The following is a 16304-nucleotide window of genomic DNA, read 5'->3' on the forward strand; positions in this document are numbered from 1 at the left end:
AAATTTACCTGTATAGCTAGTTAAATTTGTAGATAGTTGTAAATTAAAAGTATAACTAACTTTGCTCTGATACTATACTTTTCCCTAAACATAACAGGAGCATAAAAATATACCCAGTAATAAGTAGTTAAATATAGCTGAAACCCCCTTTCAACCATAAGTTAAAAGGGGGGCAGAGTAATCAAATTTTAGTTAAAAAAGGTTTAGCCTACTACTTGTAACTCATTTTCGGCAAAGTTATTAGTATTAACTCCAGTAGCACTGCCACTAAAGCCATTATAATTAACTCTGTCAAAACGCACGATCACAGGGTAAAGAATACCGCTTTGATCAACACTCGCTACAGTGCCTACATCGCCACACCAGTAGGACTCCTTACGAAGGATTTTAACTTTTGCTCCTTTTTTAATTGCCATTAGTTTTTCCTTTGTTTTTTAGATAAAAAAGTTTACTTAGATAAAAGGGTACTATTGAAATATAACTTTTACCCAATAAAATAACATATTGTAACAATCAACGATTTTTGTTGTTAACACAATCGTTGCCGTCCTAAATTATACCCTTTATTTTGCTGTGTTGATACAATTCTCCCAACTTCTCTTTGATAGTACAAATGGACTTAGAGCATCCAAAATATACTAAACAATTATTAAATTAGGCCATAAAATTTATTTAACTACAGAATTACTAAAATATTAAAAAATATCAAAGAATAGATTGTATTTTCTTTTTTTTATTACTTTTACAAGAGATCTTATTATTAATTCATTTCAAACTTAAATAATATTAATTATATTGGGGATCGGTTTGTATTGGCCAATCTTGACGAGGGGGAAAAGTCTGTTCATTATGTAAAATAGTTGTAGTTTGTTTATTAGATTGGGCTTCAGATTTATTAACAGCAAAAGAACAAGCAAAACCAAATCCCCCCGAAGCCGCAACCAATCCAGTCATCAACATAAATTTAATTAATTCTTTTAATTCATAATAATGATGAGATAATAATTTACCTCTTTTTTGTTGAATTTTAGGCTGATTTTTTGATTTAATTTTGATATTTGATTGAACCTCATTACTAACTGACTTTACAGGGGAATTAAGCACAAGATTGTTATTATTAATTGGATTATTAATAATTGGGGGATTGAGAACAGAAGTTGTAGATTTTTGAGTATAATTATTATCTTCAGAATTAATACTTTGATTAGTTAAAATAACTTGTTCATTATGATTAATTGGTTCAATGGTAATATTAGTAAAGCGAATATTTTGACTATTTTGTGACATGGTAGAATTGATAATTTCAGATTGTTTAATTGGATGATTAGGATGAGAATTATTACCGGAATAATTAGTCATTAAAGTAAACCATTGTTCTAAAGTTTGACAACGATTTTCAATATTAATACTAAGTCCTTTTAACAAAGCTTGACGAATTGATTCAGGAAATTGAGGTGAAAAAGTTTGCCAGTCTGTCCAACTAATTTTATTTCTTTGTGGTGCGCTAAGGGGTTTTTTCCCAGTTAAAAGATAAAAAAAGATCGCTGATAAACTATAAATATCAGTCGCTGGAGTAATTTTTTCTGTTAGTTGATAATGTTCTAAGGGCGAAAAACCATCATTTAATAAATCAGGATAAAGTTTTGCTATTTTAGGAGTTAAATTAAAATGAAAACCAAAATTAATTAATTTAATTTGATCGGTTTTTTGATCAATTAAAATGTGACGAGGATTAATATTTTGATGAACTAAACCTTTTTGATGTAATACATTTAATACTTGAATTATTTGTTTAATATATTTAATTATTTCTTGAGGGGTTAAAGATTGTTGTTTTTGATTAATAATTTGCTCTAAAGAGATCCCAGAATAATCTTCATAAACAAGATAGGGATGTCCCGCTTTTTCAAAACAATCTAAAATTTTTGGTAATGAAGAATGATGACAACTTTTTAAGAGTAAAATATAATAAAAAAATTGTTTTTTCCAATGATGAAATTCAGGATAACTGTGTAAATGAGGAGATAAAGTATAAATAATAACAGGTTGATTTGATTTAAGATTAATAGCTTGATAAATTTGATAAACTGAATTTTTTGTTAAACAATTTTGTAACTGATATTGACTATTTTTTAACATAGTCGTACTGTTAGAATCATTAGGGTTATTTTTGCGATAAGTTTGCATTTGACTGGTCATTTCAGTTAAAAGAATCTGAGAAACTAGAATGATTAAAGGTGATTAAAGTTGAATTTTGGCTTTATTTAACTAAATTTTACTATTATATAGTAATCTTCTCAAAAATAAACTGATCTCAATCCTGTTGGGAGCATCCAACCTTTATAATAAGTAATTATACTCAATAATTGGACTTTGCACAAAAAAATTTCAGGGGCTGTGATCAGTTTTTCAAGATTTTAGGAGAAATTTTAGAGAAATTAAGGAAATTTATTAGAGATTAATTCTTGATAAATTGTTTCTAATTCTTCTCCTTTTTTCTCCCATAACCAATGATTTTTAATCCAATTTAAGCCATTATTTCCCATCATAATTGTTTTTTCTTTATTATTAGCCAATTCTAAAAGAGATTGACTTAAATCATTAACAATTTGTTTGATATTATATAAAGGAATTTTAACCCCACAATCATCAGGAACGAGATGAGAAGGCCCATTAATATCTAATACAATAACAGGCTTAGAAGCGGCCATTGATTCTAATAAAACTGCACCATAAAGATCGTGTAAAGAAGGATGGATCATACAGTCAACATTGGCCAGTTTTTCTAATACTTCAGGACGAGAAATATAACCATAAAATTTAATCGAATCACCACAACCTAAGTCAAAAGCTAATTTTTCTAAAGCCTTTCTTTCCTTTCCATTTCCTACGATCCAATATTCACTATTAGGAAATTGTTGGTGAAATTTAGCAAAAGCTTTAATCGAAAAAGAAAAACCTTTCCAGCCAATTAATCTACCAATACTAATTACTCTAAAAACCTGATCTTTTTTGGGTGGTAAATTGGTTAATTCTTCAAGTTCAAATTTACTTAAGCCAATGGCAAAAAATAATTTAACAGGTAATTTTGGTAAGTAATTATAATTACTTAAAATTAAATCGGCACGGGAAGCAATATAAAAATAACTAAAAAAGCGAAAACTTTTAATAATTATTTCTCTTAAAATTTCTTCCAGAAAAGATTTTAAAGACATAGCTTGTTTAAGAATTAACCAAGGTGGTTGTTTTAAATAACTACTATCAAAAATAAAAGGTAATCCTAAAAAACCCATCAAACTAGGTAGCCAAGAATTTTGATAGGTGACATGATGCACTAAATCAAAATCAATTTTTTGACATAGTTTTTTGGCCACAAAAAAAGCTTTAATTTGCCATGCAATATAATAAAAATAGTGCATTAAACCAGAAGGTTTTTTAACATCAACATAGACAAATTTAACATTTTGTTCGTTTAATTGTGATTTATTTTTTTCAATAGAATTTTGATAATATGAATTAACTAATACCCAACATTGATGATTTTTAGCTATTTGCATAACAACATTCCAGCCGACACTACATTCTGAGCCATCGGGGCTACAAGCATACGCTGAAATTAAAACTTTCATATTTTGATCCTCATAATTGAAAATAATATTAATTTGAATATAGGATTTTTTCTAATTCTGCAATTAAAATTTTAACATTTGGTTGTTCATACATAGTAATATGTTGACCCGGAATTGTCACAACTTTTAATTTATCATCCGTTAGATCTTTCCAACCTTTTCTAAATAAAAACATTTCTTCATCGGCAAAAAATAAAGTTAAGACACCCGAATATTTTTTCGGGGTATAGCTTTTTTTAACTTTCGCATTCCAATTTAAAATTTGATAAACAATTTTTTGTTCTGCGGATAAAACACGATCTTTTATATCACCTTGATTAATAGAAAAATCGTCTTCTTCTAATAAATTATATTGTAAATCATGATATTTTTTCACAAGTCGATCTTTTAAATAAGATGGGCCTTTTTTAATTAATTTTTTGAAATAGCCAATTAAAGTAATAGCTTTTATATATAATAAATTTCTTGGGGTAAGATCTCCGGTATCAAACAAAATTACATTGTTAACTTCATGGCCTTTAGCTAATAATTGAGATGCCATTTCATAAGCCATTACACCTCCAAAAGATACCCCTAAAAAATAATAAGGGCCTGTGGGTTGAAATTTAAGTAAAGCCTCTACATAGTTACGGGCTAATTGTTCCACAGAAATAGTAGAACCATTGGGATCAATAATTTCTCTGGTGATTAATTCACCTAAACTTGAGACAGAATAAAGTGAATATTTAGGGTCTAATAAATCAGCAATTGGACGCACAAAAATTTCCTGCTCAATATGAATAAAATAGACTGGAAAATTAGGATTTCCTTCTCGAATAGTTTTAATTTCTACAGGTAACTCTGGCTCAATTTTTGTTAGATTAAATTGGGGATTAGATTCAACTAATTGAGCAATAGTCGGATTCTCAATAATTTGGCGTAAAGACAGTTTTAACTGTAATTCTCGATTGATTTTACTTAATAATGAAATTGCTAATAAAGAATGTCCTCCTAAAGCAAAAAAGTTATCATTAATACTAATCTTGGGAGCGCCCAAAATTTCCTGCCAAATTCTAACTAATTCCCTTTCAATTTCATTGCGAGGTTCAACCAAATATTTTTCTTCAATTTGACTGGCTAAATCAGGCTCAGGTAAAGCATTACGGTTAACTTTACCATTAGGATTAACGGGAATTTTCTCCAATTTTACAAAAGCAGTGGGAATCATATAATCAGGAAGCTTTTGTTTGAGATAATTTCTTATTTCTTCTGAGGTCAAAGTTTGACCTTTTTTATTAACAAAATAAGCGACTAAATATTTATCATCATTTTGCTGTTTTTTGGTAATAACTACGGCTTGATCTACTTTTGAATATTGGCTTAAAACTACTGCTATTTCTTGGGGTTCAATTCTAATTCCCCTAATTTTGACTTGATCATCAATTCTGCCTAAAATTCTAATATTTCCATCACTTTGATAACAGCCCCGATCTCCGGTTAAATAAAGTAAATCTTTTTCATTTTTGGTATAGGGATTAATCATAAATCTTTTTTGAGTTTCTTGAGGATTGTTTAAATAACCTAAACTCCGAAAAGGCGTTCTGATCACGATTTCCCCGATTTCTCCAATGGCACATAATTGTTGATGTTGATTTAAAATTAAAACTTGGGTTTGGGGTTGGGGAAAACCAATCGGTTGTACTCCCTGAATGGGTTTTTCGGGTACAACATAAAAACATTTAATTAAAGTGGTTTCCGTAGCTCCATAAAAATTAATAATTTGAGCCTTTTGAGAAAAAGCTTTACGCCAATTAATAATTAGACTATGGGTTAAAGGCTCTCCCGAAAAGAAGATCCGCCGTAAACTTTTTAAAGAAAAATTTGGGGGAATGTTGGTTAACCATGTCTTAGCCAAAGTCGGCACGGTGTGAAAATAGGTGATTTTTTGCTCCACTAACCAAGGTAAAATAAATTCAGGGCTAAGATCGTAATTTTTAGGAGGTAAACAGAGGGTTGCACCGCTCACTAAAGGTAGAAAAATATCCCTTAAGATCACATCAAAAGATAAACTTGTCAGTTGTGCGCCTCGATCATCAGGTTCGATCTTAAAGGTGGTTTTTTGCCATGAGAGGAAATGTGCCAAACCTTTATGACAGCCTAAAACCCCTTTCGGTACGCCCGTTGTGCCTGATGTAAAGAAGACATAAGCGGGATCATCTGGGGCAAGGGAAGGTAATTTTTGACTGGCTACTTTTTGTTTTAATTCTGGGTTCAGTTTATTTACTACGGCACGATCGGGATCAATTTTAATTTCTTGTAATGACAATTGTTGATCTTCAAAGGTGGGAATTTGATTTTCAACTGATAAAATTAATCTGACTTTACCTTGACTTAACATGGCTTTTTGGCGTTCTTGGTTTAAATTGTGATCCAAAGATAATAACACTCCTCCACTCAATAAAACCGCCATCATACTAACAATTAAACCAAAGGTTTTTTGACCATAAACTGCTACTACTTCTCCTTGTTTTAAGTCAGAAGCCAGAAGAATTTTGGCTAATTCTAAACTACGTTCAAAAAGTTTTTGATAAGTCCATTGATTTTTACTTTGACAAATGGCTATTTTTTCTGGGGTTTTCTTGACCCAATCTTCAAATTGTTGAGTTAATAAAGGATAATTTGGTTCTTCAATTTTGATGGATGGATCGGGAAAATTGGGGGGCATTAAAGGACGGGGTAAAGAAGAAATAGCTTGTTGAGGATTAATAACAATTCCTTCTAAAATTGTTTGCAAATGTTCGTTAAATCTGATGATAGTTTCCGGCTGATAAATAGCTTCATTATAGAGCCATGTAAATTTAATTTTTTCTTCCTCTTGAATGATATAAAAAGTAATATCAAATTTAGAAGATTCTTCAAAAAATGGTAAAGATTCTACTTTTAAATCCCCTAAAGTTAAGGGATCGTAATTCAAGTTTAACATATTAAATAACACTTGAAAAATAGGATTATAACTTAAATTACGTTCTGGATTTAATTCTTCTACTAATTTTTCAAAAGGTATTTCTTGATATTCCATTGCTTCTAAAGTAATGTTTTTTACCCTTTGTAATAATTGTCGAAAATCAGGCTCATCATCTAAATTAGTTCTTAAAACAATGGTATTAACAAAAAAGCCCATTAAAGCTTTTAATTCTAAATTATTTCTTCCTGCCACAGGAATACCAATAATAAGATCATTTTCTGCGCTATAACGACTTAATAAAATATTAAAAGCCGTTAATAAAGTCATAAAAAGAGTAACATTTTCTTGACGGCTAAATTGATTAAGTTGATCTTTTAAAATTGGGGGTAAAAAATAAGTATAGGATTTTCCTGAAAAAGTATGTTTTTTTGGCCTAGGAAAATCGGGCGGAAATGTTGATAAAGATGGGGCTTGAGCTAATTGATCTTTCCAATAAGATATTTGTTCTTGAAAATTTGAAGTCAATTGATATTCTTTTTCCCAATTGGTAAAATCGGAATATTGAATAGTTAATTCGGGTAAAGATGGCAGTTGATTTTGACTTAAGGCTGTATAAATTTCGCTTAATTCTTGACGAAATAAATTGATTGACCAACCATCAAAAATAATATGATGAACGGTAATTAATAATAAATAAACTGTTTCTTCTAATTTAACAACTGTACTACGAATTAAACTATCTTGAGCTAAATCAAAAATTTTTGCACTAGCTTCTTTAATTAATAATTCAGCCTCTTGAGACTTATTTGATTGATATTCTAGGTTAATAAAATTTAAAGCAAAACTAGATTTTTTGTGAACAATAGCAGTAGGTTCGCCTTCACTATTTTTAAGAAAATTAGTGCGTAAAATTTCATGGCGTTCAATCATTTGATTGATAGCTTTTTCTAAAATATTAATATTAAGATTCCCTATAATTTTCCATGCTGTTGAGATATTATAGGCCGGATTTGCTCCTTCTAATTCAGAAACAAACCATAAACTTTTTTGGGCGAAAGAAAGGGGAATATTTTTTTTTAATAAATCTCCTGTTGGCTCTAATGGTATTTGATCAATTGGTAATTGTGGATTTTCAATAATATTAGTTAATAAAACTTCAAATTCTTCTAAGCGTGAGCGAATATTTTGAGGGGAAAAAAGATTAGTATTATAGTGACATTGTAAATTTATTTCATCTCCAATTATGACAATTTCAAGGTCTATTTCAAAACTATTAAACTCTCGTTTTTCATAGACAAATTTTACTTTTAAATCATCAAAATCAAAGGATTCTGCTTCAATATCTTGTACGGTAATAGCAATAGGTAAAAGAGGAATTGACCTTTTTTCAACAGGAATAGAAAATTTTTCTGCTAAATGAGAAAAGTTCATTTGTTGATAATCAAAAGCATCTAAAATTGCACTATTTCTTGATTTTAAATAAGTTTTAAAATTTTGTTTTAAATCAATTTTAGTACGAATAGGTAATAAATTAACACAATAACCCATTAAATTATATTTTCCTGCAAAAGCTTGTCCCGATCGAGAAACACCAATATTAAAATCATTTTTTGCGGTAATTTTGGCCAAAAATATTTCAAAAGCGGCTAAAAATGTAGGCATAAAACTACAACCTTGTTTAATGCCCAAGGTTTTTAATTTTGAGATCAAAGTTTCTGGTAATAGCCAATTTTCACGATCGCAATTAAAAGTTCTTGTATTTGGGCGTGGAAGATCAGTGGGAAAACTAACTAGAGGGATGAAATCAGAAAATTGTTTACACCAAAATTGTTGGGTTTCTTGATGGGCAATTTGATGGTTAATTTCCCATTCTGAAATTGCATATTGACTAAAAGATTCTGCTTGTGGTAAGCTCGGTTCACTGCCTTTATTTAAACTAGAATAAATTTTGCCTAAATCATTAATTAAAACCCACCATGCCCAAGGATCACAAATGATCTGATGGGTGCAAAAAATAACGAGATATTTTTCAGGATTTAATTTAATAATTGTGACTCTAAATAAAGAATCTTTTTCTAAATTAAAAGGGGTTTTGGCTATTTTTTGTTTAATTTGTATTAGTTGATTTTCCTGTTCTTGCGCTGAATAATGTGTTAAATTAATCACAGGAATATCAATATTTAAAGAAGGATAAATTAATAATTGCTTTCCATCAGGACTAAAGTTAATTCTTAAGGCTTCATGTCTTTGAATAACATAAGAGATTGATTTTTTAAATAATTCTATATTAAGATTACCTTGTAATGATAAAGAATAGGATATATTAAAAGCAAGATTAGCTTCTTTTCCTAATTGTGAACAATGCCAAATTTCTTGTTGTGCTTGGGTTGTGGGAGCAGTTAATAAAATTTCACCGTCCGCAAAAGGATCAAAATCTATTACTGAATAATTAAAGTTTTCTTCTCCATCGGCAAAGGGATCAAAATCTACGGATACATAATTTAATTCAGTAGAAGTATTCATAATAAAAACTTTTAAAAATATTTAATAATGTTTAATAATTGTATTTGATCATTATTTTTTTTAGATTTTGACCTATTTTTTGATCAACTAATTAGTTAATCAAAAAATAGGTAAACACCGATCAAATTTGGATTAATTTATTGATCTATTAATTGTAAATATTTGCCAAGGCGATTGGGATCGGGTATAAACCAAGCCGGATTTCCTTGTTTATCCTTTCCTAAACGGGCTTGAGGATGGGGTTTTTGTCCATTAAGGTTTTTTGTGATAGTTTCAGTTTCTTTTCTGCCATTATTATTATAATTATGATTAACCTCTGAAATAAATGGTTTTTGCTGTGCTGACTCAACAGGGTTATAAGCAATGGTAGGCAAAACAGAGGATTGACCCGTTAATAATTCTAGCTGTTTGGCCATAATTTGTAATTGTTGTTGCACGATCGCTTGGTTGGCTGTCATATTTTCAGGACTGACAAAAGCCACAGGTTGAGGTATTTGAACTATTTGGGGTACTTGGTTAACTTGAGTTACTTGGGGTACTTGGTTAACTTGAGGTATTGGAGGCACTTGCGCCACTTGGGGAGTTGGAGCAGTTTGGACACTTGGGGCGGTTGCAGGAGTGGGCGGGGCGAAAGCATCGGGAGGAAGTTCTTGATCCAAAAATTCTGATAAGGTTTTAAGATTAGGATAGGCTTCCATTAACTTACGGAAAGTAATATTAACCTTAAATTTATTCTTAAGATTGAGAGCTACTTGAGTTAAAGATAAAGAGTCAAGACCTATTTCAATAAATGTGGTTTGATCATCTATCTCACTAAACTCAAAACCCGAACTATTTTCCAATACTTCTTTGAGAATGGGGATTAATCTTTTGGCACGAGGTTCAGTCATCTTTAAAGGTTTATTAATATTTGAGGGTGTTTCAGGTATAACAGATAATTGTTGATTTTGTACAGGTATATCAACTGTATTAGTTGCCACAGGTGAGATCCCCGCACTACTCACTGGTAAGTCGATGGGATCAACCCAATGACGTTTTCCTTCAAAGGGATAGGTGGGTAAGGGTACACGATGACGTTTTTCCCTTTGATAGAATTTTTCCCAGTTTAAAGGGATACCAATTAAATATAATTGTCCCACTGCTTGAAGTAAAGAACGCCATTCTGCTTGATCTTCAGAGGTACTCACTAAAGAGGAAATAGCGATCTGTTCTTTCGGGGAGGTGATCTGTTGTCTTGCTAAAGTTGCCATCGTATTACGAGGGCCTATTTCTAATAAAACTCGATCGCTCTTTTCCCAAATGGTTTTAATTGCATCGGCAAAACGTACTGTCGCCCTTAAATGATAGATCCAATATTGGGGATCCGTTGCCTCTTGATCGGTGATCCAGTCTCCGGTAACAGTGGAAACAAAGGGGAATTTCGGCTTCGATAATGTAACCGTTTCCACAATTTTACTAAAAGGCTCAAGGGCTGCTTCCATCATGGGAGAATGGAAAGCGTGGGAAGTATGGAGAAATTTACAAATAACTTCTTTTCTTTCCAAATTAGCCTGAAATTCTTTGATCGTCTCGGTGGGGCCTGATACCACACAAAGGCAAGGCCCGTTAATAGTCGCCACTGAACATTGACTACTTTTGTCAGGGGTTAACTCAGTTTCTAGCCATTTTTCCACTTCTGGGGCTTTGGCTCGAACAGATAACATTGAGCCTTTAGGCTGATCCTGCATTAATTTGCCTCGCACTCCAATTAATTTAAGGGCATCTTCAAGGGAGAAAACTCCGGCTAAACAGGCCACTACAAATTCCCCCACACTATGGCCGATCGCCGTTGTTGGTAGGATACCCCAAGAGATCCACAGTTGAGCAAGGGCATATTCAATCGTAAAAATAGCAGGTTGAGTGATCCGAGTTTCTTTTAAAGATAAAGTGGGTTTTTCCTGATCTTCAGGATGGGGATAAAGAAAATGCCGCAGATCATCCTCTAAATAAGGTTGTAAAATTTCTGCACAATAATCAACTGTTTCTTTAAATAATGGTTCAGTTTGATATAAATTTAACCCCATATTAACATATTGACTACCTTGTCCGGGAAAAACAAAGACTAATTCCCTCGTTTTATTCTGACTGTGACGGGTAGCGGTTAAATTAGGGGGTAAGGTTGTTAAATTATTAATGGCTTCGGGATGATCTTGACAGACGATATAACGCCGATGGGGTAAGATATTACGCCCCACTTGTAAGGTATAGGCCACATCCGCAAGATTAAGATCGGGGTTTTCTTTCAAATATTGAGCTAAATTTTGAGTAATTTTATCTAAAGCTGAGGGAGTTTTAGCAGAAATTAATAGTAATTGTTGAGAGCGAGATTCGCCAGAAGGTTCAATTTCTGGAGCTTCTTCTAAGATTACATGAGCATTAGTACCTCCAATGCCAAAAGAGCTAACTCCCCCTCGGCGTGGGTGTTCTGCCTTATTTTCCCAAGGGGTTAATTGATCAATCACATAAAAGGGAGTTTTCTCAAAGTCAATGCGAGGGTTTGGTTTATGATAATGCAAGGTTGCCGGAATGGTTTGATGTTTCAGACAAAGAGCCGTTTTGATCAGTCCGGCCGTTCCGGCGGCGGCCACTAAATGACCCACATTACTTTTAATTGAGCCGATCCCACAAAAACTGGTTTTTTTCGTTTGTTGATGAAAAGCCTGAGTTAAACCTGCTACTTCAATGGGATCGCCTACGGGGGTGGCTGTTCCGTGTGTTTCGACATAAGTAATAGTTTCAGGGTTAATATTGGCATCGGCATGAGCCATCATAATAGCCTCGGCTTGTCCATTGATACTAGGGGCGGTAAAACTCATTTTATCCGAGCCATCGTTATTAATACCCACTCCTTTGATCACTGCGTCAATGCGATCGCCATCTCTAAGGGCATCTTCTAAGCGTTTTAACACCACGATCCCAATGCCATCATTGAAAACTGTACCCGTTGCATCATCGGAAAAAGGGCGCACATGGCCATCGGATGAGAAAATATTACCCTCTTGATGGAGATAACCGCTTTTGACGGGTGCAATGATCGTTACGCCCCCTGCTAAAGCAATATCACATTCATGGTTTCTGAGGCTTGTGACGGCGGATATTACCGTGACTAAACCAGTGGAACAAGCGGTATTAACGCTCACACTAGGCCCTTTTAAATTTAATTTATAGGATACTCTAGTGGGAATAAAGTCCTTATCCCCCGTCACCATAATTTGAAATTCGCCAAAAGTATCAATTAATTCTTTATTTCCGGCGATATTATGGAGTAAATAATAATTAAATTCTGCTCCTGCGAATACCCCTATATGGCCTTGATATTGATCGGGGGAATAACCTGCTTTTTCTAAAGCCTCATAAGCCACTTCTAAGAAAATACGATGTTGAGGATCGAGCATTTTGGCCTCTAGGGGGTTGATCCCGAAAAATTGAGCGTCAAAATACTCTGAATTTTCCACATAACCTTTCGCTTTAACATATTGGGGGTTATTGATCAATTCTGGCTCAATAGATGGGTCTAATTCTTCATCTTTAAAAAAGGTGGTAGACTCAATTCCATGATAGAGATTTTCCCATAGTTTCTCCACATTATTAGCCCCCGGAAATCTGCCCACCATGCCAATAATAGCAATATCACCGCTTAATTTTTGGGTTCTTTGACTACGTTTTTGAATCTTTTGATAAGTTTGGAAAGATTGGTCATAATTCGTGCTAATATTTTTGGCTAAATCTCGAATTGTGGGATATTGAAATATTTTAGTAATACTTAATTCTAAATTAAGTTCTTCTTTTAAATAGCTCATCATTTGCACTACTAATAAAGAATGACCACCTAGATCAAAAAAGTTGTCATCTATTCCCACTTGATCAATTTTTAATAAATTACCCCATATTTTGACTAAAATATTTTCTAAATCACTTTGGGGAGCCACATAATCAATATCTAAAATAGATCGATCTTTTTCAGGAGCAGGTAAGGCTTTACGGTCTATTTTCCCATTAGGAGTTAAGGGAAATTTTTCAACTTCCATAAACACCGTAGGGATCATATAATCAGGTAATTTATCTTTTAAATAATGGCGTATTTCACTAATATTTAATTTTTCATTTTCATTCATTACTAAATATGCCACTAAAATATTTTGACCTGCGGGTACATCTTCTCTGGCCACTACCACCGGTTCTTGAATTTTAGAGTATTTATGTAAAATATTCTCAATTTCCCCTAATTCAATTCTAAATCCCCTCACTTTTACCTGAAAATCACTACGGCCTAAACATTCAATATTGCCATTGAGTAGCCACCGAGCTAGATCACCTGTATTATAAATACGGGATTGGGGATCATCGCTAAAGGGATTTTTAATAAATTTTTCAGAGGTTAACTCAGGGCGGTTTAAATAGCCTCTGGCCAGGCCATCTCCCCCAATATATAACTCTCCGGCCACTCCGATGGGGGCGGGTTGTAAATTTTTATCTAATATATAAATCTGAGTGTTAGCAATTGGTTTTCCGATGGAAATAGGATATTTTGGAGAGGTTACTTGACAAGTCGTTGACCAAACAGTTGTTTCTGTGGGGCCATAAACATTCCAAATAGATGAGGATTTGGTTAATAAATTACTAATTAAATTAGAGGATAAACTTTCACCACCGCAAAGTATTTTTAAGTTAGGATCGCCTTGCCATCCTGTTTCTAGTAACATTTTCCATGTGGCGGGGGTAGCTTGTACCACATTTCCTTGAACTTTAGTTAAGAGTTTTCCGAGTGCCATACCGTCTCTTTTAACTTCATCATTGGCAATAACGACACAAGCGCCTAAACTCAAGGGTAAATATAACTCTAAAACGGCAATATCAAAAGAAATGGTAGTTAAGGCGACTATAATATCGTTTTCATTTAAGCCCGGTGCTTTGGCCATTGTGGTTAGAAAATTTACCACACTATTATGTTGTAATTGTACGCCTTTTGGTCTTCCGGTTGAGCCTGATGTGTAAATAATATAAGCCAAATTTTCCGGCTTGACATTATTATTAATTAGGGAATTTGTTTGAGCATTTTCGATAATTTTTGGCCAATCTTGATCAATTATAATTAATTCTACTTGATGTTCATAATTTGGTAAAATTGACTGTAATTTTTCTTGAGTTACTAATACTGATAATTGGGAATCTTCGATCATTAAAGCGAGTCTTTCTTTCGGAAAAGTGGGATCGAGAGGAATATAACAAGCTCCAGCTTTTAATATTCCTAAAAGTCCGATCAACATCCACAGCGATCGCTCGATACAAATACCTATTTTATCATCAGGTTTAATGTCTAATTTTTGTAAATAAATTGCTAATTGATTCGCTTTTTCATTTAATTGAGAATAGGTTAATTTTTCATCTTCAAAAATAACAGCAATTTTATCGGGAGTTTTAGTTACTTGGGCTTCAAAAAGTTGATGAATACAAATATCAGGGTAGTGGGCTTGAGTTTGATTCCATGTTGTTAACAATAATTCTTTTTCTGCTGATGGTAATAAAGGTAATTTATCAATGGTTAAATCTTCATTTTCGGCAATACTATGTAATAAAGTTTCAAATTCAGCTAAACGATAAAGAATTGTTTGGTGATCAAAAAGATTGGTATTATATTGACATTCTAACAGCAGTTCACCCTTTACCAATCGGCTATCTATAGATATTTCAAAGTTTTCAAAACAACGAGCATTTAAGTAATTTTTAACCTCAAAATTAGCAAATTCAATATCATCTAAATCCATGAACATACTAAACATGATCGGGATTAAAGGAATACGACTTGGATCTCTTTTGAGTGCTAATTTTTGGACTAAACTGCCAAAAGTTAAGTCTTGATGAGCAAAAGCTGATAAGATTTGATCCTTTCTAATTTTGAGATAATCACTAAATTTTAAATCTCCTGAAATATCCGCACGAATGGGCAATAAATTAACGCAATTACCCATTAAATTATACATTCCGGTAGCAGTTTGTCCCGAACTGGGAACACCAATTGTAATTGATTCTTGTCCGGTCATTCTATATACAAAAATCTCAAATCCTGCTAACATTGTTATCATCAAACTACAACCATGATCAGACCCAATTGATTTAAGTTTTGTTACAATATTTTCAGGTATAATCCAATCTTCCCTTTGTGAGTCAAATGTTCTGAATGGTGGGCGTGGGTGATCGGTGGGAAAATCTAAAATAGGAATAGATTTTTCAAACTGTTGTAACCAATATTCTTCCGTTGCTTTGCCCTCTGTTTCATGCTTAGTTTGTGCTTCTAAAATTGCATATTCAATAAAAGAATCAGGCTGATCTAATTGGGGATCAATACCTTGTTTTAAAGCTGAATAAACTTGCCCTAATTCTGTGGTAAATATTTTTCTTGACCAACCGTCACAAATGATATGATGGGTAGTAAAAATAATGATGTGTTCTTGGGAATTTAACTTAATAATTTTAACTCTAAATAAAAGATCTTTTTCTAAATTAAAAGGTGTTTTAACGACTTGTTTTTTAATTTTTTTAACCTCATTTTGCCGTTCTTCTAAGGTTAAATTTGATAAATCTACCACAGGAATCTCAAGATTTAAAGTAGGTTTAATCAAAATTTTTGAGCCATCATGATTAAAATTTATCCTTAAAGATTCATGTCTATTTACAACTAAATTTATTGATTTTTTTAATAATTCTACATCTAAAAGTTCTCCTTTTAATTCTAAAGAAAACGAGAGATTATATGCACAATTGGCAAAATCTCCCATTTGGACAGATGCCCAAATTTCTTTTTGTGACTCGGTTGCAGGGGCTGTCAGTAAATCATTTTGGAAATTTTTTAGATTTTGATTAACACTGGGGTAGTTAACTTGAGAAAGTGAATTATTCATAAAATTTTTAAATCTTAAAATCTCTAAATAGAAAATAAAGTTTTTTGTATAAAATAAATTATATTTTTTTATAAAATAGTTTTGTCAGTTTTTTTTGAGAGTTTAATTAACTTAATTTAATTTAAGCTAAACTAGGGGTTTTGTCTCACAAAACTTAAATTAAGCAATAGTTTTTTAACAAAATTTTGCTCTATTATAACTAAGAAAAAAAAAAGGATGTATATTTCAAGCAAAATTTAATAAAAATTTAAACAGTGATCAAAAATAGTC

5 protein-coding genes are annotated in these 16304 nt (G+C 32.3%); all 5 read right to left on the minus strand.

From position 1 onward, the window contains the following. Positions 1-203: 203 nt before the first annotated feature. The 5 genes from Anndu_RS15375 to Anndu_RS15395 all read right to left on the minus strand — a co-directional run bounded on the left by Anndu_RS15375 (position 204) and on the right by Anndu_RS15395 (position 16034). The gene (locus tag Anndu_RS15375; protein ID WP_464102026.1) at positions 204-416 is read right to left on the minus strand and encodes a photosystem I reaction center subunit IV; all 213 of its coding nucleotides are present in this window, start codon (positions 414-416) and stop codon (positions 204-206) included. 370 nt (positions 417-786) lie between these two features. Beyond that, on the minus strand, positions 787-2199 hold the full coding sequence (locus Anndu_RS15380; protein WP_464102027.1) for a serine/threonine protein kinase: 1413 nt from the start codon (positions 2197-2199) through the stop codon (positions 787-789). A gap of 239 nt (positions 2200-2438) precedes the next feature. Further along, positions 2439-3629 carry a glycosyltransferase family 4 protein gene (locus Anndu_RS15385; protein WP_464102028.1) on the minus strand — a complete coding sequence of 397 codons (1191 nt, stop codon included), beginning with the start codon at positions 3627-3629 and terminating at the stop codon, positions 2439-2441. Positions 3630-3657: 28 nt separating this feature from the next. Further along, a complete protein-coding gene (locus tag Anndu_RS15390) occupies positions 3658-9096 on the minus strand; it encodes a non-ribosomal peptide synthetase (protein WP_464102029.1) in 5439 nt (1812 codons plus the stop codon). A 137-nt stretch (positions 9097-9233) separates the two neighbouring features. Continuing rightward, complete coding sequence (locus Anndu_RS15395; RefSeq protein WP_464102030.1) at positions 9234-16034, minus strand: amino acid adenylation domain-containing protein; 6801 nt, start codon at positions 16032-16034, stop codon at positions 9234-9236. Between the last annotated feature and the right edge of the window lie 270 nt (positions 16035-16304).

This window comes from Annamia dubia NIES-4383 (assembly GCF_055394725.1).

Coding starts and splice junctions, on each gene's coding strand:
- Anndu_RS15390 (WP_464102029.1), bottom strand. CDS start 9,096: ATGAATACTTCTACTGAATTAAATTATGTATCCGTAGATTTTGATCCC.
- Anndu_RS15395 (WP_464102030.1), bottom strand. CDS start 16,034: ATGAATAATTCACTTTCTCAAGTTAACTACCCCAGTGTTAATCAAAAT.
- Anndu_RS15375 (WP_464102026.1), bottom strand. CDS start 416: ATGGCAATTAAAAAAGGAGCAAAAGTTAAAATCCTTCGTAAGGAGTCC.
- Anndu_RS15380 (WP_464102027.1), bottom strand. CDS start 2,199: ATGACCAGTCAAATGCAAACTTATCGCAAAAATAACCCTAATGATTCT.
- Anndu_RS15385 (WP_464102028.1), bottom strand. CDS start 3,629: ATGAAAGTTTTAATTTCAGCGTATGCTTGTAGCCCCGATGGCTCAGAA.